The sequence below is a fragment of the Paenibacillus sp. Marseille-Q4541 genome, from assembly GCF_018310695.1.
In the GTDB taxonomy this organism is placed as follows: domain Bacteria; phylum Bacillota; class Bacilli; order Paenibacillales; family Paenibacillaceae; genus Paenibacillus.
Genome location: NZ_JAGXCY010000023.1, coordinates 1 through 25,363 on the forward strand (window position 1 = coordinate 1; position 25,363 = coordinate 25,363).

General features: G+C 42.8%; 15 protein-coding genes. 11 read left to right on the top strand and 4 right to left on the bottom strand.

From position 1 onward, the window contains the following. Positions 1-213 (top strand): hypothetical protein (locus KFT32_RS19200; protein ID WP_211748903.1); only part of this gene is annotated, 213 nt, incomplete at its 5' end. A 624-nt stretch (positions 214-837) separates the two neighbouring features. Here the strand turns inward: KFT32_RS19200 and KFT32_RS19205 are convergent. Beyond that, positions 838-2,190 carry an MATE family efflux transporter gene (locus KFT32_RS19205; protein ID WP_211748905.1) on the bottom strand — a complete coding sequence of 451 codons (1,353 nt, stop codon included), beginning with the start codon at positions 2,188-2,190 and terminating at the stop codon, positions 838-840. 310 nt (positions 2,191-2,500) lie between these two features. On the opposite strand from KFT32_RS19205, the gene KFT32_RS19210 reads away from it, so the two are divergent. After that, positions 2,501-3,181 (top strand): TetR/AcrR family transcriptional regulator, encoded by a 681-nt coding sequence (locus tag KFT32_RS19210; protein WP_211748907.1) that lies wholly within the window; start codon positions 2,501-2,503, stop codon positions 3,179-3,181. Between the two features lie 422 nt (positions 3,182-3,603). Continuing rightward, positions 3,604-4,425, top strand: coding sequence for a class I SAM-dependent methyltransferase (locus KFT32_RS19215; RefSeq protein WP_211748909.1), 822 nt, complete (start codon positions 3,604-3,606; stop codon positions 4,423-4,425). Between the two features lie 67 nt (positions 4,426-4,492). On the opposite strand, the gene KFT32_RS19220 is transcribed toward KFT32_RS19215, so the two are convergent. Then, positions 4,493-5,206 carry a YoaK family protein gene (locus KFT32_RS19220; protein WP_211748911.1) on the bottom strand — a complete coding sequence of 238 codons (714 nt, stop codon included), beginning with the start codon at positions 5,204-5,206 and terminating at the stop codon, positions 4,493-4,495. A 797-nt stretch (positions 5,207-6,003) separates the two neighbouring features. On the opposite strand from KFT32_RS19220, the gene KFT32_RS19225 reads away from it, so the two are divergent. Continuing rightward, entirely contained in the window at positions 6,004-11,412 is a 5,409-nt protein-coding gene (locus KFT32_RS19225) for a S8 family serine peptidase (protein ID WP_211748913.1), read from the top strand. Between the two features lie 71 nt (positions 11,413-11,483). Here the strand turns inward: KFT32_RS19225 and KFT32_RS19230 are convergent, their stop codons facing one another. Further along, positions 11,484-11,783, bottom strand: coding sequence for an MGMT family protein (locus KFT32_RS19230; protein ID WP_211748915.1), 300 nt, complete (start codon positions 11,781-11,783; stop codon positions 11,484-11,486). A 367-nt stretch (positions 11,784-12,150) separates the two neighbouring features. Between KFT32_RS19230 and KFT32_RS19235 the strand changes: the two genes are divergently transcribed. Further along, entirely contained in the window at positions 12,151-16,629 is a 4,479-nt protein-coding gene (locus KFT32_RS19235; RefSeq protein WP_249435997.1) for a pullulanase, read from the top strand. Between the two features lie 83 nt (positions 16,630-16,712). Here KFT32_RS19235 and KFT32_RS19240 read toward each other — a convergent pair whose 3' ends face one another. After that, positions 16,713-17,729: a zinc-binding alcohol dehydrogenase family protein gene (locus tag KFT32_RS19240; RefSeq protein ID WP_211749004.1), complete on the bottom strand. Its 1,017-nt coding sequence runs from the start codon at positions 17,727-17,729 to the stop codon at positions 16,713-16,715. A 189-nt stretch (positions 17,730-17,918) separates the two neighbouring features. Between KFT32_RS19240 and KFT32_RS19245 the strand changes: the two genes are divergently transcribed. The 6 genes from KFT32_RS19245 (at position 17,919) to KFT32_RS19270 (ending at position 25,195) form a co-directional block, all read left to right on the top strand. Then, entirely contained in the window at positions 17,919-18,395 is a 477-nt protein-coding gene (locus tag KFT32_RS19245) for a VOC family protein (RefSeq protein ID WP_211748919.1), read from the top strand. A gap of 233 nt (positions 18,396-18,628) precedes the next feature. Then, positions 18,629-20,473, top strand: a complete 1,845-nt coding sequence (locus KFT32_RS19250; protein ID WP_211748921.1) for an assimilatory sulfite reductase (NADPH) flavoprotein subunit — start codon at positions 18,629-18,631, stop codon at positions 20,471-20,473. 31 nt (positions 20,474-20,504) lie between these two features. After that, entirely contained in the window at positions 20,505-22,229 is a 1,725-nt protein-coding gene (gene cysI, locus KFT32_RS19255; RefSeq protein ID WP_211748931.1) for an assimilatory sulfite reductase (NADPH) hemoprotein subunit, read from the top strand. A 172-nt stretch (positions 22,230-22,401) separates the two neighbouring features. Beyond that, entirely contained in the window at positions 22,402-22,668 is a 267-nt protein-coding gene (locus KFT32_RS19260; protein ID WP_211748933.1) for a hypothetical protein, read from the top strand. Positions 22,669-22,849: 181 nt separating this feature from the next. After that, positions 22,850-24,058: an MFS transporter gene (locus KFT32_RS19265; RefSeq protein ID WP_211748935.1), complete on the top strand. Its 1,209-nt coding sequence runs from the start codon at positions 22,850-22,852 to the stop codon at positions 24,056-24,058. A 21-nt stretch (positions 24,059-24,079) separates the two neighbouring features. Next, positions 24,080-25,195, top strand: coding sequence for a DNA alkylation repair protein (locus tag KFT32_RS19270; RefSeq protein ID WP_211748936.1), 1,116 nt, complete (start codon positions 24,080-24,082; stop codon positions 25,193-25,195). The last annotated feature ends 168 nt before the right edge of the window (positions 25,196-25,363 follow it).

The following is a 25,363-nucleotide window of genomic DNA, read 5'->3' on the forward strand; positions in this document are numbered from 1 at the left end:
AGTTTAAGTCAGAATTATTCTCAAAATTTAAGGCCTGATCTTCAAGATGGAGGTTATACGATAGGGAATAGTTTTGCAAAACTAATTCTTCCTGATGACAGATGGACATTGGAGTTGTTTCACAATTATTTCAATGTTTCATTAATAATTACTTTTATCCTTACAATTTCTATCGTTGTTTGTTTACTATTCGAAAAGAAATTTAGACGGTGAACTAACTAATCATCTATAGTTATTATCGAAAAAGAATAGGTCTTTATGACTTATTCTTTTTCATATTTCACAATATTTTCTAGAAAATGAGGGTGTATATAAAGAGGGTGTGAAATAATTAAAGAAGGAAGCAGCAATCTAAGGAATTATTTTCACTTTAGCTGCTGCTTTTTTCTATTTCAATGACTAGACTAAACTTAGGTATTGTTTAAAGGACGAGGAAGTTAATAGTTACGAACTGGTCGTCGCCGCCATGTAACTTGTCGGACCAGAAGTTGTACCCGGAGATGGATTCGAGGTTGTAGAAGTTCTGGCTTTGAATCGGCATGTAACAACGATCCATAGCGGCTCAGAAAATACAGACGTATTTGAAATACAAACAACATAGAAACTGTCGAAGTACACAAACATTTTTCTTTGCTAATTTCACAGCTTTTTTTCTATCGGTACAATTTCTTGTTCCAGAGTCGAGGACTTGGTTTTATGCAGCACATCGTAAGGTATTTCCCGCGCCGTGAGTTTGTCCGATCGGGCAAGGGCAACACCTTTACCTAAATCCCGAACCGGTAAGTCTGTACATAGTGCTTTTACGTACGTCCTGCAATCTCACGTGTTATGTGTTTTCTACTGTACTAAATTATCCAACTCCGGCTGCAATTTGTTCCGCAGAACATACAACATCATGGCTCCAACAAGGAACGCGACGGCATCCGCAATGACGAGCGACCAAACCACCCCGTGGAAGCCACTCATTCGATTGGCGATATAGAGCACAGGAATCAGCGTAATTCCTTGTATTACTGACATAATAAATGCGGCGGTTCCTTGCGCTGTTGCTTGAAAAATCCCCATAAACAACGAAGTCATTCCTGTAATAAACAAGGATAAGAATGTCACATGTAGAATGTAGCTACCCATTTCAATTAATTGCGGGTCATTCGTAAATAAACCAATTAAGTTATCAGAAATAAGATAGACGATAACGCCGAATACGACTGCTAACGACACAATCACTTTGATCGTGAATCCAATGGTTTGCTTCATGCGTAATTTATTCGCTGTAAAAGAAAAGGCAATCAATGGCACGACTCCCTCGCATAAACCCATCAGAATAAACTCAGGAAATTGTAATAAACGTGATGAAATTCCGTACCCCGCTACGGCCTGATCCCCATATTCGACAAGAAAATGGTTAAAGATGAGTGACATTGCACCCAAGAAGATACTCATAACAAAAACGGGAACTCCAATTTTGAATACATTGATCAGAATCTCCTTGGTTGCCTTGAACCATTTTAAAGAGATGGTTAAGAATTGACTTTTATATCCCATATGGAAGGCGTAGAATGCACTCGCAACCATATTAGAAATGACGGTAGCAGATGCAACGCCGATCACGCCCCAATGGAAGACGAAGATGACTAGAGCATCGAGAATAATATTCACGACCACACTAAGAATCATTCCGATCATCGACGTGATTGCAGCCCCCTCTGAGCGCACGATATTTTCCAGTGTGAAGAATAATACGACGAATGGTGAACCTATAAGCATAATCGTGACATAGTCTTTCGTAAATCCGAAGGAGTCAGGTGTTGCCCCCAGGCCATGGACGATTGGATCGATCAACGGGAGACCAACGGCCATCACGATAAGACCGAGAATTAAACTGCAGTAAAAGGCGAATGAAGACACATGCTTTATATCATCATATTTGTTCTCTCCTAGCAAACGAGAGATGAATGTACCGCTACCTATGCCAATTAAGTTGCCTAGCGCCATAATCACCGCGAATAACGGCAAGGTTAGTGCGAGTGCGGTTAACATGGCAGTATTGCCCAGTGTACCAAGGAAATAGGCATTCAAGATGGAATAAATGACACTCATTGACGTGCCTAGCATCATCGGTACAGCAAAGTGAGCTACGGCTTTTGCGACCGGTGCTTTTTCAAAATAATGGAGGTTTTCTGCATCCATGTGGGTCACTACTTTCTTCATTTATTTAGGTTTTCAAATTACCTATTGATACCGGCTATCCAGACGTACAGCTCATGATCGTCCAGCTCCCGGATAATGGTGAGTAGAAATCACCGTCTTATCCAACTTCGAAAAGATCATGCTGATCTTGAGGGCGATACGACCAAAATCTTGGTGGGTTCCTCTTGATAATCACTCCCTTATTATCATCTAACAGTGTTAGGTTGTACCTTACAGTGTTAGATGATATCATGAACCTATGAACCTGTAAAGCATAAACTTACACTGTTAGATAAAAGGATGGATACCGATGAAAAAACAGCAACCTCAGATATCGGAGGATAAGATTTTGGAAGCCTCGTGGGAGCTTCTTGGAGAGGAGGGTATCGAGAAATTCAGCATGAGACGATTGGCCGACCGGCTGGGGATTCAGGCTCCCTCACTCTACTGGTACTTTAAGAGCAAGCAGAATCTCTATCAGCGTCTGGCCAACCAGGTATCGAAAGTGATTCTGGAGGAGTTCCACTCCGAGGGGGACTGGAAGGAGCAGCTAACGGGGCTTGCGATAACAGTACGGAGTGTGCTCAGCCGGTATCCCTGTTCCACGCAGCTCATGATGATGACGCTGCCTCACGAACCGGACATCATCCGGTTCACCAACCGTATGCTGCTCTGCGTGGAATCGACGCCACTGGAGCAAGAGCAGAAAATGCAAGTGGTCACTACGCTTGTGAACTATGTCTTCTACTTCGTCCTAGATGATTATCAGCATGAACGCAATGTCTCCGCTGTCCTTAAGGAACAGGAAGAACTTCCAGGTGAGGAGATGATTCGCCTTCTGGACTCCATGAGCGAGACGGAAGCGGGATTGTTCCGGAGGATGTTCACGAACGGGCTGTTCGAGCTGATGGGGACCGACAGAGCGTTTGAGTTCGGATTGAAGCTGATTTTGCTCGGGATTGAGCAGGTGATCAAGGAACAGGAGAAGTAGAATATAAAAAACGGCTCATCTGGTTATCGGATGGGCCGTTTTGATAGGGTTTACCGTTTAGCCTATATCGAGCTATAACCGTCACATCGAAAAGTGTTTGCCTGCATCTAATGCAATCCGGGGAGGTATACGCTTGATTTATAGCGGATCGTTAAAAAACTTCTATAGGTTCGGTATAGGAATAAAGTTCTTGTTCTTTAAGCAGGAAAGGTTCCGAAAAAAGCTCGTCCGAGAGCATGTGTGGTAGAATGGAAAATAAACCCACATCTTGTGCGATAAGACGTCCTTAAGATGTGATGAGATCTAGGTTAGAAGTATGATCAAGAACCTAAATCACTAATAACAGTGGTACTTCGTCAGATCAAGCCTTTCGCCTCTCTTTGAGGCGGCGGTTCTTATATTCTACAAGGAGGGATTTGCTTATGGAAAAGATTATTGAGTATTATTCTGCGTTTGATGAATGGGGCAGACTCGACCGGGAACCACTGGAATTTATCGTGAACATGCATTATATAAACAAGTATTTACCGGAAAAAGGACATCTTTTAGATAACGGAGCTGGCCCGGGTAAATATGCAATGAAACTTGCTCAGGCAGGTTATCAAGTAAGTGTATCGGATTTAACTCCTACGCTTGTGGAGAAAGCAAAGGAATATGCGAAAAAGCTGGAATTGGAATCCTCATTTCCTGGTTTCTATGTCCAAAATGCGACTCGATTGAGTCATTTGGCAGACGATACATTTGATGCTAGCTTGATGCTCGGGCCAATGTATCATCTTCAAGAGGAAGAAGAAAGAAATGCAGCTGTGAAGGAATTGCACAGAGTGACAAAGTCAGAGGGAATCGTATTCGTCGCTTTCCAGTCTCGTACTAGAATGTTACTCAATTCACTTCAGAATCCGCTGCATTGGAAGCCAAATCATACGATAGCTGGAGTTGAAGATTTCTTATCAACGAGTTGCTTTACTCATGACGATCCGGGTCGTTTTACCGGTGCTTACTATTTTGGGGTTGAAGAAATTCGGCCATTCATGGAGCATAACGGATTTACAACAATTGAACTCATCGGTTCAACCAGTGTGGGAGGTCTGCTTGATCCAAAAGCAAGGGAATATTGGGAACAACAAGGAGAGGCAGCGTACGAACAATTTCTAAAAATTATGATCCAAACTGCAACAGATCCTTCTATTCTTGGAGTGTCTTCACATCTTCTGTATATAGGTCGTAAAAATAAAGTTTGGTGATTGCTGTGCATGATACATACTTAAAAAGGCTTCCTCAGTGGATTTAATACCAAAACGGAGGGAGCCTTTATCGTGTATCGCGTTTTATTATTTCAGATGAAATCCCTTTTGCTGGTGATACCAGCATGATGAAGAATACAACAATGAGTATGATGCTCGCAATCCAAACTGCTTTATCTTCCATCCGGTATGTCGCGAATGTACCGATGAAGGCGCCGAACAGAAAAGAACTAATAACGGTAGCAAACTTTTTGAATTGTAATGAAGCAGATAACTCCTTTTGAAACAGAGAGATGTAGAGTGCTCTTGCTGCTGTAAACAAATTACCGGTAGTAACCGTCGTATTATAGGTCCATCCTTCCAAGGATCGGAAAGTTGAAATTTGCAGCGAGCCTACAAAAACAATCATCATGGTTACGACCATATTCGGAACGGAGGATGGAAGGAAACCAACACCGAAGAGGACGATGATTTCTAGCAAAAGTACGGCTCTTGAAGGTTCCACTAACATTCGTACGATCCAGGGATGCTTTAGCATTTCAGCCACAAATACTCCTGTCACAAATGCAACAATCGGCGGAATATGTACTAATGCTTGTGCAAAATCCCCTCTAGCGGCCTCTACACCAAGAAGAACCATATTACCTGTCTGTGCTGTTGAAAAAACACCGTCTCTTCCAATGTATGTATAAGCATCTAGATATCCAGCAACGAGTGACAATAATGCACCGATATAAACCGATTCTGGAGACAATTTAAGAGTTAGTCGTTTACGGGACATCTTTGACTTCCTTTTCCATTTTTCATTTATTCAAGATGCGTAGTAACCTCGTTTTTTATACACGTTTTTCTGTTTCGTCACGATCCTGATCCTGTTATGTAAATCTATTCATTCTTCAAACTTTGATATCAAGGTCTTTATTCCCAAACTTTGACGACAGATTTCTATTACGATGATCTGATACTTAGAAAGGAGTTAAAAAGGCTTGCCAACTCAGGTGAAATTTCATTATAAAAAAATTGACTATAGGGAAATTAACCTATTTTTCACTCTATTCATATCATTTGATGTAAGAGATATTCTGCGAATTCTCAATAAATCCTTACTAGGTTCCGAAAACGAACTCGAATAATATAGGCTTATTGTACTTCTGATATCAGACCATCATCTTATTCTAAAAATCCAATATAAGTAGGAAGAACTAATTGTAAAATATTAGAAAAAAACACTTGTTTTCATCGTTTTTTATCCTATATACTCTTCGTGCATCCAATACACATTTATAATACCTCGAATAGCTATTACATCCCCTGGCTACATCCTACATGTTTTTAATGAAAAACATCCACTCATCTAAGATGATGTCCGTTTATCTCCTAGGTTTATATATAGATCACATTTCTGTATCTCATTTCTCAATCCACTAATACTGTCAAGTTCAATCGATTATTTTGCATCGTATAATCTATCGAAAAGGGGGTGGTTATTAAAGTAAATTGACCGGCGTTCGATTTATTTGTCGTCCCTATGTTCTTTATTTGTTCTTTTCAATTGAAAACTAAAGGAGTGTAGTAGATTTGGTCATTGAGAAAAAAATGAAAAAATCATTTTCTTTAGGGATGGCATTTTTCCTTGCGCTGTCTATCGTTAGCCCAGTAGGCGCTGCACCCACGATAGGATCTACCTCAGGAAAAATGGATCTGCGTTCGACCTCACCTGAGCTCATAACAGCCAAAGTGGATACGAAATTGAACAAACTTTTTCAAGACGATGAATATGTCACTTATCTAGTAAAGCTGTCAGAACAGGTAGATACAACAGTGGCAGCACAAAAAGCAATGAAGCTTGCAACGATGCAAAAGGCGACACCTGCTGCAGCGAAGTTATCCGTTCGAACCTCTGTAGTGAATTCACTTCGTGAAACGGCTTCCCGAACTCAAATTCCAATTCAAAAGTATTTGGATGATCAAAAAAAATCCGGCCAGGTCAAAGATTATAAGAGCTTTTTTATTGTTAACTCATTGGCAGTAACGAGTACGAAGGAGGTAATGGAAGGACTGGCGCTTCAGCCAGGTATTGAAAAAATATTACCCAATGAAGAACGATTTCTTCAAGATGTAACGGTAGATGAAACGGCTACCTCACCAAAAGAAAGCACCAAAGCATTAGATAATCCTGCTGCAACTAAAGAGAGTACAACATCAGATGTAGATCCTGAAAGCATTGAATGGAATATCGAACAAGTGAACGCTCCTGAAGTATGGGAACAAGGAATCGATGGTACGGGGATCGTGGTCGCGAACCTTGATACGGGCGTAGAATATACCCACCCTGCTTTAGCAAGTAAATGGCGAGGACTTGACGCAAGTGGGAACATCGTTGATCCTGAACTCAGTTGGTATGACCCCCATAGCGGATCTTCTCTTCCTGCAGATACAGATGGTCACGGTACACATACGATGGGAACCATGGTTGGTGCTGAAGAAGACGGAACGAACCATATCGGTGTTGCGCCTGGCGCGAAATGGATTGCAGTTCGAATCTTTAATCCATCAACAACCGATGCCATTATTCTCGATGCCGGTCAATGGTTGCTTGCACCCGTCGACGAAGATGGAAATCTACACCCTGAGCTTGCCCCGGATGTCGTGAACAATTCTTGGGGTGGCGGAGCAGGTATTGATGAATGGTTCAGACCTATTGTTCAGGCGTGGAGAGACGCGCAAATTTTTCCCGAGTTTTCCGCTGGTAATACAACCTTAACGAATCCAGGTGGACCAGGTTCTGTAGCCAATCCAGCAAATTATCCAGAGTCATTCGCTACGGGAGCAACAGATATCAACGGTAACTTGGCTTCTTTCTCCTTGCTTGGACCATCTCCTTATGGTGAGATTAAACCAGAAGTATCGGCACCAGGCGTAAACATACGTTCTTCCGTGCCGGGGGGACAATATGAAGGTGGTTGGAATGGGACCTCAATGGCTGGTCCTCATACCACTGCAATCGCAGCTTTATTATTACAGGCAAATAGCTCTTTAACCGTCGATGATCTAGAAGACATTCTAACCGATACGGCGACGGAAAGAACAGATAGTCAATATCCAACTTCACCTAACAATGGTTATGGTCATGGTATTGTCAATGCACTTGATGCTGTAGGTTCGGTTCTTCAAGGTGTTGGTACGGTGGCAGGTCGTGTTACGACAGGTGGAGATGACCTCATTGATCCTGTACTCGAACATACACCAATTACCTCACTGTACAGTGGACTTGATTCAGCGATTACGATGAATGTTAGTGATAACGTATCTGTGACCGCTGTTGAAGTTTTTGCTAGAATCAAAGGATCGAGCCGCTATGTTTACATACCAGCGGACCGAATTACTGGTGATGCTAAAGAAGGGACGTATCAAGCTATTATTCCAGCTTCGCTAATTGAACACCCGGGTCTAGAATATTACATTCGCGTGAATGATTATGGCAACAATGGGTTTGACACGCCTGTATACGCTGTCGCTGTATCGGAAGGAATTGAGCCTGGTTATAGTCAGGATTTCGAAACGGACTCCAATGGTTTCCTTCCAGACGGCGAGAATCCATGGGTATGGGGAGCACCGGTAAGTGGTCCAGGGAGTGCTTTTTCAGGAGAAAAAGTAATAGCCACCAATCTGACAGGTACTTATGCAGCGAATGCGAGTACTGCTTTAATTGCACCTCCTATCAATTTACAAAATAGTCCAGAAGGTGCCTTACTCTCTTTCAAACAGTGGTATGATCTTGAGTCAACGCGTGATATCGGTAGTTTGTATATTGCTACTGAAGAGAGTGACTATGAATTTGAACCGCTGACCAGCTTCACTGGCAGCAGTGACGGATGGAAAACACAATATGTGGATCTGACAGCATATGCTGGTCAAAAAGTATACTTGGCCTTCTTGTTGACATCAGACGGTTCGGTTCAGAAGCAAGGATGGTATCTGGATGATTTCTCATTACAGCTTCCTGATGAAGAGGCGCCTTCAGCTCCAACAGCGGTGACTGCTGATGTTTCCATACTCGGTGATGTTACGCTAAACTGGACGGCTCCTGAAGATGAGGATCTCAAAGAATATCAGATTTATCGCTCCGAAACAGCGGGGGCTGGCTACGAAGCAATAGGTACAACAACGCGAACAACGTACGTAGACAATACGACAGAAGGAAACACAACTTATTATTATGTAGTAAAGGCAAAAGACTATAGTGGTAATGAAAGCGAAGCATCCGAAGAAGTTTCCGTGGAGGTTCAAGTTCCTGAATCAATCTATAGTGATTCATTCGACGGAACAACGGACAATGGTTGGACTCACTCCGGTACAGGAGACGAATGGGAACGTGGCGTTTCTGTTTCACCTGGTCCTACTGTTCCGGTCACAGAACCAAATGTATGGGGAACAGACCTTGATTCCACATACGAAAACAGTGCAAATTTCTCTCTCGTATCTCCGGTCATTGACCTAACGAATGCAGAAAATGCAGCGCTCACGTTTAATCAGTGGTATGAAATTGAAACAAACTATGATGTGGGTTATGTAGAAATTACATCTAACGGGGGAACTACATGGACTGAGCTTGGTAAATTCTCTAACTCTACGAATGGAAAACAGTGGTCACCCGTATTTTATGATGTATCTAGCTATATTGGCAGCGAAGTTCAAGTTCGTTTTAGATTGAAGTCAGATAGTAGTGTGGTCAAAACGGGATGGTATCTTGATGACTTCCGAATTCTTGCTGTTGAGGCACCTGGTTCTACTAAAAGTGATGTAGTATCCAAAGCAGCATTGAAAAAACAAAAAGCAATTGAAAAAGCGCCTGTGTTAAAACAATTCAAAACTGATCAAATTGGAGAAACAAAAGAAGAATCCGCTATCCCAAGTGGTGATGCAGGCACATTTAGCCTTCCAGCGGCAGCAACGGTAACTGTACTTGAAACCGGACGTTCTGCTCGTACAGATGTATTTACAGGTCGTTACAACTTCAAGCACGTGGCTGGAGACTACAACCTCAAAGCCGAAGCTTATGGTTATTATTCTAAAACGGTTCCCGTTACCGTAACAGATGGAGCGACTAAATCGGTGAACTTCAAACTGGATGCTATTCCAAAAGGAACTGTGACAGGTACGGTCACCAATGAAAGAACAGGTGAACCCATTGCAGATGCAGTTGTTGTCGTACTGGAAGATGCACAGGTTGCTCCTGTTCGTACCGGCGAAGATGGAACATTTACGCTGAGTGTGTACGAAGGAAGTTATACGCTTTCTATCTCCGCACAGAATTACTATGGAGAAACAAAAACCGTTGAAGTACCAGCGAATGAAAGTATAACGGAAGAGATCTCTCTCAAACCATTTATCGGGTACCCTGGTGAAATCAAATACGATGATGGAACGCCGGAAAATGCGAGAGCATTTAATGCCGCAGGTAATGCATGGGCTGTACGGATGACACCTGAATCGGATGTAGCTCAAGTTACAGGCGCATCCTTCCGATTCTGGAATACAGAATGGCCGATTCCAGGTGGAACTGCATTCCAGTATTCCGTTTATGATGCATCCGGACCTCAAGGTGCGCCTGGCCGTGAATTGGCAGGACCATTTGACGGTACCGCCCTTCGTAATGATGAGTGGACGACGGTAGAATTTGAAGAACCGATCACCGTTCAAGGTGATTTCTACATCGTGTACATCCAGACACCTGCTGGAACTTCAGCACCGGGTCTTGCTACGGATGAGAGCAGCACGAATGCTGAGCGATCTTGGCAACGAGCAAGTGGAGCATGGTCTCCATCACCAGTTGATGAGGGTAACTATATGATCCGTGCGATTGTTCGTTATCCAATTAATGCACCCATTATTACTACACCATTAACAGATACTTTTACGAACGAAGATACCATCACAGTTAAAGGTACCTCACCAGCTAATGGATCAACGCTAAAAGTATACAACGGTGAAGAAATAGCAGGAGAGGCAACCATTGAAGATGGGAAGTTTGAACTGAACATTGATCTTTCAGTAGGAGAAAACGTACTGACCGCTGAAGCGATCATTGGTGGCGATATAACAGATCGTTCAGCTCCAGTTACTGTAACTCTAGATAAAACAGCACCGGTTCTCACCGTAACTTCACCAGAAGATGGGGAGAAAACCAATGCAGAAGCGTACACCGTACGCGGTTCTGTATATGATGATTATCTGAGTACCGTAACTGTAAACGGACAATCGGTCACCGTAGGTGAAGACGGAAGCTTTACGCATCGCATTCTGATTAATGAAGGTGAGAATACGATTAACGTAACAGCAAAAGACCGAGCGAACAATGAGACTACAATTACTCGTCAAGTGATTGTTGGCTGGAGCTTACCTGTAGTCACCAATTTAACTCCAGCTTCCGATGTCTATATTACAGGCGGGGAATCGATTGATGTTTCCTTTGATAGTGCGCCTGGACTATCTGCTTCCTTCCGAATTGAGCTGCCAATCGGTCCTAACCGCACGGGAAGTAATGAAATTCCACTTACAGAAACATCAGAAGGGCATTATGTAGGAACATACACAACTTCGTCATCCCTAAGACTTGATGGGGGAGTGATTGTCGTTCGAGTGTGGGACGCAGCAGGGAATGAGACGGAAATTTCTGCGTTAGGTAAATTGTATGTAACGAATGATGGGGAAGAGCCTGCTCCTCCGAATATCGATCCAATTGCTGTCATTCAAGCGCCAAATGCAGCACAGCGGAATCGGGAAGTTACTTTTGACGGAACCGCCTCTAGCGATGAAGATGGAACCATTGTTTCCTATTCATGGAACTTTGGAGAAGGCGCCACAGGAAGTGGTCCATCCGCTAAACATGTGTTTACTAAAGCGGGGAACTTTACGGTTGAACTAACGGTTACAGATGACCGTGGGGGAACGAACATGGCGACCTTTGTAATCAGGGTTCGTTAATTACGAGCTGCATTATCGTTTAATAGAGAAGGGGTGTCAGCCATTTGGCTGAGCACCTCTTCTTTGTATCTTTAAGCTTGATATATCGTAAGATCAATACGTTTTGAAAGATTTAAATATACACCTTCTTCCTCCAGCAGGCTTTGCTGTAAAGAGCGATGCCATTCGTCACTAAGAGCAATCTCTCCTTGCTTATTCACAACTCTGTGCCAAGGAAGACGATGTTTTTCGCTCATAGAATGGAGGATGCGAACGACTTGCCTTGCTGCCCGAGGACTGCCTGCTAAAGCGGCCACTTGGCCATACGTCATTACTTTCCCCTCTGGAATAGACTTAATGATCTCAATAACTTGTGCTGTGAAAGGTTGCATAGCAAGACGACTCCTTTTTCCCCATTTCCTGTTGTTTAGTATACTAGATGATATACAAATCATACTTCAAAAGAAATGATTTTCCGAAATTTGGGTTGACTGTTCGTAAAGATCGAATGTAATATATGTGATGCAAACGGTTTCATTTTAGGGTGGAACATACATAGAAACAAGAGAGCAATCCATACTGTTCTATTTAAAAAATAGGAGGAAAGGAAGGTGAGTCATCTTCGATAATCGTCAGATTATTCTTATAGTCGACACAAATTGATTTTTTTCGGTTATTTGTGCAAACGTTTTCACTAATTGTGTTTACTTTTTAAAGAATAAATAAGATTAAATTCAAGGGGGACTTTTTGTGAGAGTCATGTATCCTGCTAGGCGGATTTTTATGTTATTTTTGATTCTTATGCTCATCATTACAGGAACGGGATGGCATCCCCTTCCTACATCTGCTGCGGAAAGTTCTGTACCCGAACAGCATTTACGTATTCACTACGAAGGTGACGGAGAAGGACTAGGATTGTGGATATGGGATGATGTAGCTGCACCTTCACAAAAATGGCCTACCGATGCAATCCCTTTCTCCTCTGATCAGATGGATTCATTCGGTAGTTATATCGATGTACCGCTGAAAGAAGGAGCAAAAAAGGTAGGGTTTCTCATTGTAGATCCAAAGACAGAACAGAAAGATGGCGGGAATAAGGCCGTTCTTCTTACTAATGCATCAATGAACGAAGTCTGGGTAAAAAGAGGAGCGGATACGGTATATCCATACGAACCTGTGACTCTGCCAGAAAATACGGTCCGCATTCATTATACGAGATCCGATGATAACTATAGTAACTATGGGGTGTGGCTATGGGAAGATGTCGCTACACCATCGGGGAAGTGGCCTGTTGATGCAACTCCTTTTGAAAATAGTAACCGGGATCGTTATGGAGCTTATATTGATGTTCCGCTGAAACAAGACGCGAGTAAACTAGGCTTTCTGATTGTGAATCCTTCTGATGAGAAAGATAAGGATGGGGGAGATAAATTCTTTCATCTGCTTAAATATTACAAACAGTTATGGATTAAAGAAAACGATCCTAATGTTTACATCTCTCCGTATGGTGAACTTGCGACAGGCTTGTTATCAGCAAAAGTAACATCCGAAGAACAAATTCAGCTTCGTTTCTCAAGAACAGAAGGAATCACTGAGACTAGTCTTCTAAGCGACGTAACCGTAAAGGATCACGATGGAAGAAAGGTAGAAGTGAAAAAAGCTGAACTGGTCAATGATGTTTATGTTAATCTCACCGCACATGTTCCGCTGGATAAGATGCCTCTATCTGTCACTTATTCAGGCATTACAGTCTCTGCCTCAAGTGATTGGCAAATGATTGATGCACGCTATACTTACGAAGGCAACGATTTGGGGGCCAATTATACTCCTGAAAAAGTAACCTTTAAAATTTGGTCCCCTACAGCTACAAGCGTAACCCTAAACGTGTATGACAAAGATGATGCAAGTCTCTTGATTGGAAGCAGACCGCTTACAATTGGTGAGAAGGGGGTATGGGAAGCTCAGGTGAAACCTTCTGATTTGAATGTTGCGGATTTGAAAGGATATTTTTATCAGTATGAAATTGTGAATGAGGGAGTAAGGCGAAAAGTGCTGGACCCTTACGCAAAATCAATGGCAGCTTTTCAAGTAGATACGACGGGAAAAGCGGGTCCTGATGGAGATACGGTAGGAAAAGCAGCCATTGTGGATCTTGAGGGCACAAACCCTGAAGGATACAATTTCGCTAGGATTGATGGTTACGAGAAAAGAGAAGATGCGGTGATCTGGGAGCTGCATGTGAGAGATTTCACCTCTGATCCTTCGATTGAAGATGACTTTAAAAATACTAGATGGGGCTCTTATGCAGCGGTCAAACAAAAACTCGACTATGTTAAATCCCTCGGTGTAACCCATATACAACTTCTGCCTATCATGGCTTGGTATTATGGCGATGAGACTAAAATGGGAGAGCGCGAAACGGACTATTCCGCTTCTGGCAATGAGTATAACTGGGGATATGACCCCCATAATTATTTCTCCCCAGATGGTGCGTATTCGGAAGATCCAACAGATCCAGAGATGCGGATTCGTGAAACGAAAGAAATGATTGATGCGATTCACGATGCCGGTATGGGAGTTATCCTGGATGTAGTATACACACATATGTCCAAAGCAGATTTACTGAATGATATCGTAACCAATTATTATGCATGGCAAGACGAGGCAGGAAAGTATGTAGGCGGATTCGGTAATAATCTAGCTACAAATCACGCGATGGCCGAGAAATTGATGGTAGACTCCGTCAAATACTGGTTTGACGAATATAAAATTGATGGCATGCGGTTTGATATGATGGGCGATGCAACGTACGATTCCATTCAAAAATCCTATGATGCAGCTGCTAAGCTCAATCCGAATGCTTTATTCATTGGGGAAGGCTGGAGAACCTTTAGCGGCGCAGTAGCTGAACCTTCACTCGCTGGACAGGGTGCGGATCAAGATTGGATGGATCAGACGGATGATGTAGGCGTATTCTCTGACGAGATTAGAAATGAACTCAAATCCGGTTTTGGTTCGGAAGGGGAGCCACGCTTTATTACTGGGGGAGCCCGAGATATCAATCTGATCCTGAACAACATTAAAGGACAACCGACCAATACCCCGGCAGACGATCCGGGTGATATGGTGCAGTACATTGAGGCACATGACAACCTGCCTTTGTATGATGTAATTGCGCAATCAATTAAGAAAGACCCGGCTGTTCCCGAAAATGACCTGGAAATTCACCAACGGATCCGGCTTGGGAATTTGATGGTTTTGACTTCGCAAGGAACTGCTTTTCTACATGCCGGTCAAGAATATGGACGTACAAAACAATGGCTCGGACCAGGGGTACCCAATGGAACTAAATTTCATGCACTGAAGGATGAGTCAGGTCATGTCTTTGGATACTTCATTCATGATTCCTATGATTCTTCTGATGCCATCAACAAATTTGATTGGATTAAAGCTGAAAATAAACAACAATATCCAGTAAACAACGTTACAAAAGAATACACAGCAGGACTTATCAAACTGCGTAAATCTACCAACGCTTTTCGTCTCGGAGAGAAACAGCTCGTTGATCGTAACGTCAGCTTAATATCGGCTCCAGAAATGAATGAAACGGATTTGGTCATTGCCTACAAAAATCAATCCACAGATCAAACGGGCGATTACTATGTGTTCTTTAACGCAGATAAGACAAAACGGAAACTAACACTTCCGATGGATCTGACGAAAGGAACCGTTGTCGTAGATAATGACGAAGCGGGTACAACTCAGGTATTAAACCCTTCTGGGTTTGATCTTACTTCAGATTCCATTACGATTGAGCCGCTGAGTGCCGTCATTATCAAGATGAAATCATCATCCGAAGGAACTCCTTCTGTTCCTGGTCAGCCTGCTGTACCGGGAAGCGAGGAGAAGTGGGAACAGCAGTTAACCAAGTTGCTTACATCGTTACCTTCAAATCCGAAGACAGCTGTGAAAGAGATAATGAGTGTAATACAACCCGTGCTGACTGTAACCCAATATAGTACCAAAGTAGACAACACAGGGACGACTCAAGTCACACCTGATTCCGCAGCACTGAATAAGGCGTACGAGCGTCTTCAGAAGGCATGGGAACAGATATCAAAACTAAGTAGTACACAGAACAAAGAACTGATGAATGCAATACAACAAGAGCTCCAGATTGTCATTGATGCCAAAGCGGCAACAGGGGAAAGCATTTCCATTCTTATGCCGACTTCTTATGTGGAACAAGTCGAACGTTTGTCAGCGGGTATCAAGTATATTACTGGCTCAGGAAGTGTGTCACTTCCTGCAGGTACTCTGGATGCAAAGGAGTTTATTACTAAAGGAAGTTTTGTTTTGACGTTATCAAAAGCTTCTGCTTCTTCCTTAAAACAGAACACTGTGAAAACGATAGGTGACGGTGTGACTTTCACATTGAAAGTGATCCAAAATGGAAACGGTGGAGCCATGCGTGAAATTCAGCAGTTTACCAAACCTGTCTTACTTGAGGGGCTTTATAAATCGGAACAGATTACTAACCTCAACAAAACAGGATGGTATTTACAGTCAGCTGATCAGAAGCTTCATTATATTAGTGGTGTGAAAGAAGCACAGATCAATACTTTTGAAACAAATCAAACAGGAACTTATTTCATGCTAGAGTCCATTAAAACATTCAGAGACATTGGTCAAAGCTATGCCAAAGATGCTATTGAGATGTTGGCAGCAAGACAGATCGTGAATGGACTCACAGAAGAGAAATTCGCTCCGAAGATGAGTGTTACTAGAGGGCAGCTAGCCGTGATTCTTGGTCGTGCGTTAACTCTACCGGAAGAAACAACAACGGGAAACAAATTCAAAGATGTTGGATCGAATCAATATTACAGCGGTTATGTGAACGCTTTGTCCTCCATTGGAATTGTAAAAGGGGATCCAACTGGCAAATTCCGTCCTGATGAGAACATCAGCAGAGAAGACATGATAACAGCACTAATGAATGCCTATGAATATAAAACAGGACAGAGATTAAACAATATCCAAGGAACGGAAGAAGCTACATTTAGTGATTTATCTCAAGTAAGTGCGTATGCCCAATCCGGAGTAAAAGCAGCAAAAGCCCTTGGTATTATTGAAGGAAATGGCGGGAAGTTTCAGCCCAAAGCAGTGGCTAACAGGGAACAACTTGCAAAAATAACGTTATTATTCCTGAAATCTACCGAGGAGGTAACGAAATACTAAACCGTAGTTAACCGAATACTTTTACGTATCTTGATGAAAGAAGGGACAGCCGAGTTGGCTGTCCCTTCTTTCATATTTTTCATTTAGAAATGTTCCAATACCAATTTTCCAATCATATCACCTTGTTCAACAATCGTATGAGCGTCTCTGAGATTAGCTGCATGAATGGGTTCGAGTTTCTTCGTCAGTGTCGTCCTGATCTTACCCTCATCAACAAGTGAACTCAGTATATTCAATATTTCATGCTGTCTAATCATGTCTTCAGTCTCATACATGGCCCGAGTAAACATGTACTCCCATACAAAACCTGCGCTTTTACTTTTGAGTGGCGAGAGGTCGAGTGGGTGAGAAGATTCAACAATCGTCCCTATTTTTCCTTGGGGAGCAATCAGTTCGCACATGGCCTCAAAATGCTGACCAGTACTGTTGAGACAGTAAATAAAATCTATATATTTATATCCTAATTCTTTTACTTGCGAGACAAGGTCTTTTCTATGGTTAATGACATGGTCTGCACCTTGTTTCAAGACCCAGTCGCTAGATTCGGGACGAGATGCTGTGCCGATTACGGTGAGACCTGCATTTTTACCAAGCTGAGTTGCAATGGAGCCAACACCCCCAGCCCCGCTAATAATAAGAAGGGTTTTGTTTTGATTATCAGCTGTATTCTCAGAGATACACATTCTATCAAAGAGTCCTTCCCATGCGGTTAAACCTGTTAAAGGTAAAGCTGCAGCTTCTGCAAAATTTAACGTGGAAGGCTTACGTCCCACGATTCGTTCATCTACAAGATGAAATTCACTGTTTCCTCCCTGACGCGTAATGCTCCCTGCATAAAATACTTCATCCCCTGGCTTAAATAAAGAACAGGATTCACCAACCTCCTCAACAATACCTGCTACATCATAACCGAGAATTTTAGGCTGCTCTTCTGTCTTGTCTTTAGGAGCTCGTACCTTCGTATCTACCGGATTCACGGAAACAGCCAGCACTTTAACAAGTATATCTCGACCTGACGGAGATGGTTTCTCTATTTCAAGATCAATGAGACTTTCAGGATCTTCAATAGGTAAGTATCGGTGTAATCCAACGGCCTTCATAAGCTTGGATGCCATTATTTATCCTCTCCTTTTACACGAAGCTAATTTTATATGAATACTTTCACTATATTACTAACCACGTTTTGCCGTTGGTATGCAATAATGAATTTCACCTGACCCTAATAAGACGTGCTTCTATGATTGATGAACTATGAAAAAGGGGAATGAAAGGGTAGGAGGGATGTACAGATGATCGCAATTACACACGTAGGCTTATCCGTTCCGGATCTTGATGAAGGAATAAGGTGGTATGAAGAAGTACTTGGTTTTGAGAAAATAGCAGGTCCATACTCCTTCAACCAGGAAGAAGAGCAAGAACATAATATGACAAATGATCTGCAAGGACAAAAGATTCGCAAGATGAGAAATGCTCATTTGACTTGTGGGAATCAGGTTGGACTTGAGTTGTTTGAATTTCAGGAACCGAGAAGAGAACAAGCGCCTAGAGGAAAATATGACGGCTTCTTTCATTTATGTCTGCTGGTAGAAGATGTAGAAGCAGTTGCCCATAAAATTGAAACATCAGGAGGCAAAAAAACGAGCGACTTGTGGAATACAAGGGAAGGGAAACCTTATTACTTACAGTATTGTGAGGATCCGTTCGGAAACATTTTGGAATTATATAATAAAAGTACAGAACTAATGTATGGAAATAAAGATAAGTAACATTTATATAGTAGAAACATCAGAACTTCCACTTCGGCCTAGGGCCTGAACACGTGGGAGTTTTTTATTATGTAGTCAATATCATCCGATAGTTATCTTTATCAGTTTTACTAATAGGTACTATAAGATGATTCTAATTGACCATCTATTACCAGCTGTGGTAGTTTCAGTGTAGACAAATAATTCTGATGAACTTACTGAGAATTAAGTTCAATCATCCGAGGTGGATATTATTGGAACTACAGGCGAATAACAGCCCATTTACTCAGGAACAGACTGAACTTTTAAATCGTTTATTGCCTACTCTATCACAAACCCAACTTATTTGGTTAAGCGGCTATATTACTGCCATTCAAGGTACTGGAATTCAAGTTACCTCGAGTGCTGGAGCAAGCAGTGCAGCTCAATTTATTACTGAGATCGCACCACCTGCTGCCCTGGATAGTAAAGAGGTTACCGTTCTTTTTGGTTCCCAAACGGGTAACAGTAGCGGACTAGCTAAAAAATTGACCAAAAAGCTTGAGGAACAAGGATTTCAAGTGACTTTGAACTCCATGAGTGATTTCAAATCAAATCAACTTAAGAAAATCGAAAATCTCCTCATTATTGTTAGCACTCATGGAGAAGGAGAACCGCCGGATAGTGCGATTGCATTCCACGAGTTTCTGAATAGTAAACGTGCTCCGAAGCTGGAACACCTGAATTTTTCCGTTCTTGCGTTGGGAGATACATCCTATGAATTTTTCTGTCAGACGGGTAAAGATTTTGATGAACGTCTCGCAGAGCTTGGCGGAAGCCGAATTACCCCTCGTGTCGATTGTGATGTGGATTTTGATGAGTCTGCTGCTGAATGGATGAGTCAAGTGCTTGGAGCACTCGGACAGACATCTGCCGCGAGTTTAGTTTCCGTAAGCAGTGTAGGGGCAGCAGCGTCCGTTACTACTGAGTCAGCGTATTCCAGATCGAATCCGTTTCAAGCCGAAGTGCTTGAAAACTTGAATTTGAACGGACGAGGATCCGATCGGGAAACGAGACATTTGGAATTATCACTCGAAGGTTCGGGTCTGACCTATGAGGCTGGAGACAGCCTTGGAATCTATCCGCAGAATCACCCGCAGCTGGTTGAAGATATCATTAACGCTTCGGGGTGGAATGCAGAAGAGTTAGTTCCCCTTTCCAAAAATAAGGGTGAGGTACCATTAAGGGAAGCTCTCCTTACACACTATGAAATTACCGTATTAACCAAGCCATTACTTGAGCAAATTGTGAAGATCACGGCAAATGCAGAACTTAGAAAATTGCTCGAACCGGGCAACGAACAACAGCTTCGCAGTTATGTCACGGAGCATGATTTATTGGACCTTATCCAAGATTATAAGCTTGAAGGAATTTCAGCTGTGAACTTCGTGTCTGTACTACGTAAGATTCCTGCTCGGCTGTACTCTATTGCAAGCAGCCCAAGTGCTTACCCGGATGAAGTACATTTGACAGTACGTACTGTTCGATATGAACACAAAGGGCGGGGTCGCTACGGCGTATGTTCAACTCAGCTTGCAGAACGTACCGAGCCCGGTGAGGCACTCCCTGTGTTTATTCAGCAGAACGATGGATTCAAGCTTCCAGAAAACCCTGATGCGCCTATTATTATGATTGGTCCGGGAACGGGTGTTGCGCCATTTAGAGCTTTTCTTGGCGAACGAGAAGAGAGCGGCAGCGAAGGGAAGAACTGGCTCTTCTATGGAGATCAGCACTTTGCTACCGATTTTCTCTATCAAGTAGAATGGCAACGCTGGCTGGCGGATGGCGTTCTGACCAATATGGATGTTGCCTTCTCGCGTGACACAGATCAGAAAGTGTATGTCCAGCATCGAATGCAGGAAAGAAGCCATGAAATCTATGAATGGTTGCAGCAAGGTGCTTACATCTATGTTTGTGGTGATGAGAAAAAAATGGCACACGATGTTCATTCCACACTTGCGACTATTCTTGTACTAGAAGGTGGCATGACCATGGAACAAGCGACTGATTATTTGATCGAACTTCAACAGCAAAAACGATACCAACGTGATGTTTATTAAGTCTTCATAGATACCGAGAGGAGATATCAGCATGACCTTGAATGAACTTTATCCACCTCAGAATGCGCCTCACAGCGATGTCGAGGAAATTAAACGTCGCAGTGATTTTTTACGGGGCAGTCTTGTAGAAACGTTAAAAGATCCAATCACTGGTTCCATTCCGGAAGATGACAATAGATTAATGAAACATCACGGAAGCTATATGCAGGATGATCGTGATCTACGTAACGAACGTGCAAAACAAAAGCTAGAACCAGCCTACCAGTTCATGCTTCGGGTTCGTGCTTCAGGCGGGGTCGTTACGCCAGAGCAATGGCTTATGATGGATCGTATTTCACACAAATATGGCAATGATACGATCCGTTTAACAACGCGTCAGTCTTTTCAGCTCCATGGTGTGCTGAAATGGAATCTGAAAAATACGATTCGTGAAGTAAACGATGCGCTACTTAGTACTTTGGCTGCATGCGGTGATGTGAACCGTAACGTGATGTGTAATCCGAATCCGTATCAGTCCGAAGTACACGAAGAAGTATATGAATGGGCTCGTAAAGTAAGTGATCATCTCGATCCGAGAACGCGTGCTTATCACGAAATCTGGTTGGATGAAGAGAAAGTGATTGATAGTCGTGATAACGAATGGGAACAGGAACCGATTTATGGAGCTGTTTACTTACCACGTAAGTTCAAAATCGGTATTGCCGTACCTCCATCCAACGATGTAGATGTTTTTTCTCAAGATCTGGGGTTCATTGCTATCGTGGAAGACGGTAAACTTAAAGGTTTCAATGTCTCCGCTGGAGGCGGAATGGGGATGTCCCATGGAGACAACAAAACTTATCCGCAAGTCGGCAAAGTCATTGGTTTCTGCACACCGGAGCAAATGGTTGATGTTGCTGAGAAGATTGTTACTATACAGCGAGATTATGGTGACCGTGCAGTTCGGAAGCATGCTCGTTTCAAATATACGATAGATGATCGCGGTATAGATTGGTTAAAAAATGAACTTACAGCGCGTTTAGGCTATGCACTTGAAGCTCCTCGCGTATTTGAATTTGATCACAATGGTGATCGTTATGGCTGGGTCAAAGGAAGTAATGGGAAATGGCACTTTACGATGTTTATCCAGAACGGTCGTATTGTGGACCTTGAGGATTATCCGCTGATGACAGGTCTACGAGAAATTGCCAAGATCCACAAAGGTGATTTTCGTCTGACTGCCAATCAGAATCTGATCATCGGAAATGTAGGCAACAAGAGCAAGAAAAAGATTGAAAAGTTAATTCAAGATTACGGCTTAACGGATGGACTTCATTATTCAGCTCTTCGCAGAAGTTCTATGGCTTGTGTTGCTCTTCCTACGTGCGGTCTAGCAATGGCAGAATCGGAACGTTATTTACCATCGTTAATGGATAAAATCGAGCCCATGCTTGAACGCAATGGACTTCGGGATAAAGAAATTGTGATTCGAATGACGGGATGCCCGAACGGATGCGCTCGGCCCATGTTGGCAGAACTTTCATTTATCGGAAAAGGCCCCGGGAAATATAACATGTATCTGGGCGGAGCACATAATGGGTCTCGTTTAAACAAGCTCTTTAAGGAAAATATCGGGGAAGCAGAGATCTTGGAATCTCTTGAACCGATGATCACCCGATATGCTGTAGAGCGTGAGGATGGAGAGCATTTCGGTGATTACGTCATCCGTGCTGAGTATGTTCAACCTGTATATGATGGTCAACAATTTCATGCGTAATTTCTAGTACAAAGAGGTACCTTTATAGGTGCCTCTTTTTTATGTAGATTTTATATCTCTCTCTTGCAGGGATTCAGTAAGGTAAATTGATTGTTGGTGCCGGAGACAGCGTGTTCTATGTGATCCGATTACAGGACAAGGGACGAATACGGCTTCGTACTCGGCAGATGTCTTGTTAGGTACTCTTTTAGATTATAAGGATAAGGTATGGGATGAAGAGCTCGGAATCGAATATTGGAGACGGGCAAAGCCCTACATTACTGCCATGACGGAGTGGACAAATGCCATGACCGGCGATTTGCCTGAGCATATTATCGGTACGTTAGTAAAAGGCGGGAGTGATCAGCATATTGCAAACCAAGTTGCTGAATGGTTCGAGAACCCGCTTAAAGCTCATGAAGCTTTCTTCTTAGATTCTTCTCTCCACACCCAATCTTAATTCTCACACCAATTAACGTGTCTGTCCAAAGTGACGGCACGTTTTTATTGTTTGTGAGACAAACAATAAATCGTTGAAAATACATAAGGATAATGGTAACGTATGCGATGATGCTCAGCCCGTTCTAAAGCAATGTTCCCAAAATACATATTACATCACACGTTGAGGGTGGTAATTTCACATGGCGACATTTTTTCTCGTTATCATTTATCTTTCTTTTATTAGCTTAGGTATACCTGATTCCTTGCTTGGTGTGGCCTGGCCGGTCATGCAGCCGGATATCGGGGCATCTTTTGAATCGGCAGGACTCTTGTCCATGGTGATCGCAGGAGGAACGATCGTATCCAGTCTCGTTAGCGGCAGTATAATTGAGAGACTGGGTACAGGTAGAGTAACATTGATCAGCTGTATGATGACAGCAGGTGCACTATTGGGGTTTTCCTTTGCTCCATCACTGGTGTGGCTCATTTTGTTGGCGATTCCACTTGGGCTAGGCGGAGGAGCGGTTGATGCAGGACTTAATCATTATGTTGCTTCTCATTACAAAGCGCATCATATGAGCTGGCTTCATTGTTTCTGGGGCGTAGGAGCTACGACAGGACCCATCATTATGTCTTTTTACATCGCCAGTCAAGGCTGGAGAAGTGGGTATACTGCTGTTGCAATCATACAGTTCGGCCTCGTAATCTTACTTTTTGTGACACTTCCGCTTTGGAAAAAGGTAGCGACACTGCATCAGACTTCTGATCCACAACAAGGCAACAGTAATGATTCTATAGTCGAGGGGGCAAATCAAGAGGCTGATCCTGCCCGTTCAAGAGTGAAACCACTTCACATTAAAGGTGTGAAAGTTACGCTCATCGCTTTTTTATTCTATTGCGGTGTAGAAATGACTGTAGGGTTATGGGGAGCGAGCTTTTTGGTAGGAACGAAAGAGTTATCTGTTGAAACAGCTGCCACATGGGTATCCATGTATTATGGAGGAATTACCGTGGGTAGACTGGTTACGGGGTTTATTACGTTAAAAGTTAGCAATCGGACATTAATCCGTCTTGGGCAAATGACTGCGCTTAGCGGTGCGGTGCTGTTGTTGCTGCCACTAGATAGCATTTTTGCCCTCATTGGACTCATTTTGATCGGTTTGGGGCTGGCCCCGATTTATCCATGCTTACTGCATGAAACGCCAATCCGTTTTGGCAAGGAGCATTCTTCTCGTATTATGGGATACCAAATGGCTGTTGCTTATACGGGAACGACCGTTTTACCTCCTTTGTTCGGCGTTCTTGCTTCAGAGTGGACGATTGCCTTGTTTCCGGTGGTGGTTTTCATTTTTATTGCTGTAATGTTTATTGGGTCTGAGAAAGTTAATCGTACGATTCAACATCATTAATTTCAAAAGGACGTGTTAATAGTGGCTGAACCACTTAAAAATATATATAGTGAAGCTTTCTTACATCAGTTCGGTCTAACCATTTCCGCTGCTTATGCTTCATTTCCGGTAGAGGCTTTTATTCAACAAGTGATGGATGACAAGTGGGAGGAGAAAGCTTTAAAGGAACGAATGCGGACAATCACTCATGCGATGGGCACCTTTTTGCCTGAACGTTATGAGGAAGCAATCGAGATTTTATTTACAGTCCATGAATCCTGCTCTGGATTTGCTTATCTAGTCATGCCGGATTTTGTGGAAGTATACGGTCAAGAGGAAAAGCATTGGGATCTTTCTATGCAGGCATTGGAAAAGTTCACACAGCACTCTTCTGCTGAATTTGCCGTAAGGCCATTTATTATTCATGATCCTGAGCGAATGATGAAGCAAATGATGGAATGGTCTTTTCATCCGGTAGATCATGTAAGACGTCTTGCCAGTGAAGGATGCAGACCACGTCTGCCTTGGGGACAAGCACTGACGATGTTTAAACAAGATCCAGCACCCATTCTACCGATTTTGGAGCAATTAAAAGCAGACCCATCCCTGTATGTGCGCAAAAGTGTAGCAAATAACTTAAATGATATCGCCAAAGATCACCCAAATATCGTAATCGAAACCGCACGCCGCTGGATTGGGAATGACACGCATACCGACTGGATTGTGAGACATGCCTGCAGAACATTAATTCGTAAAGCAGAACCGGAGGTCATGGCTCTGTTCGGATACGCTGAATCTACAGAAGGTTCAAGCCTAACAACAGAGGCCCACATCACTGCTGATCCATTCATTCTGCACATTGGTGATAGCGGAAGTCTCAGCTATCAATTGGTTGTACGTGAAGGAGATTCAGCTCGGCTACGCATTGAATATGGTATTGATTTTGTAAAGTCTAGTGGACAAGTTTCACGAAAGAAATTTTTGCTGTCTGATAAAACCGTACCCGGCGGCTCTCGTCTAAGTGGATCTAGAACACATCGCTGGTCTGATCTGACGACACGTCGACATTATGCCGGGCTACATCAAATCGTACTTCTTATTAACGGGCAGGAAGTTGCCTACACTGAGATCCAGTTGGAGCCTTCGAACCTTCTATAACGCTAGAAGGTACATATGAAACGAGAAGACTGCTTATTTATGAGTAGTCTTTTTTTGTATCATGTAAAGTTTCTAGCAAACCTTTCATCCAGCGTAAATAGATAGAGACAACAGAAGAAGGAATGATTAGAATATATACTAAAAAAATGTAATCTGTAGAATTCCACA

Coding starts and splice junctions, on each gene's coding strand:
- KFT32_RS19245 (WP_211748919.1), top strand. CDS start 17,919: ATGATCGCAATTACACACGTAGGCTTATCCGTTCCGGATCTTGATGAA.
- cysI (WP_211748931.1), top strand. CDS start 20,505: ATGACCTTGAATGAACTTTATCCACCTCAGAATGCGCCTCACAGCGAT.
- KFT32_RS19240 (WP_211749004.1), bottom strand. CDS start 17,729: ATGAAGGCCGTTGGATTACACCGATACTTACCTATTGAAGATCCTGAA.
- KFT32_RS19265 (WP_211748935.1), top strand. CDS start 22,850: ATGGCGACATTTTTTCTCGTTATCATTTATCTTTCTTTTATTAGCTTA.
- KFT32_RS19215 (WP_211748909.1), top strand. CDS start 3,604: ATGGAAAAGATTATTGAGTATTATTCTGCGTTTGATGAATGGGGCAGA.
- KFT32_RS19235 (WP_249435997.1), top strand. CDS start 12,151: ATGTATCCTGCTAGGCGGATTTTTATGTTATTTTTGATTCTTATGCTC.
- KFT32_RS19205 (WP_211748905.1), bottom strand. CDS start 2,190: ATGGATGCAGAAAACCTCCATTATTTTGAAAAAGCACCGGTCGCAAAA.
- KFT32_RS19220 (WP_211748911.1), bottom strand. CDS start 5,206: ATGTCCCGTAAACGACTAACTCTTAAATTGTCTCCAGAATCGGTTTAT.
- KFT32_RS19210 (WP_211748907.1), top strand. CDS start 2,501: ATGAAAAAACAGCAACCTCAGATATCGGAGGATAAGATTTTGGAAGCC.
- KFT32_RS19230 (WP_211748915.1), bottom strand. CDS start 11,783: ATGCAACCTTTCACAGCACAAGTTATTGAGATCATTAAGTCTATTCCA.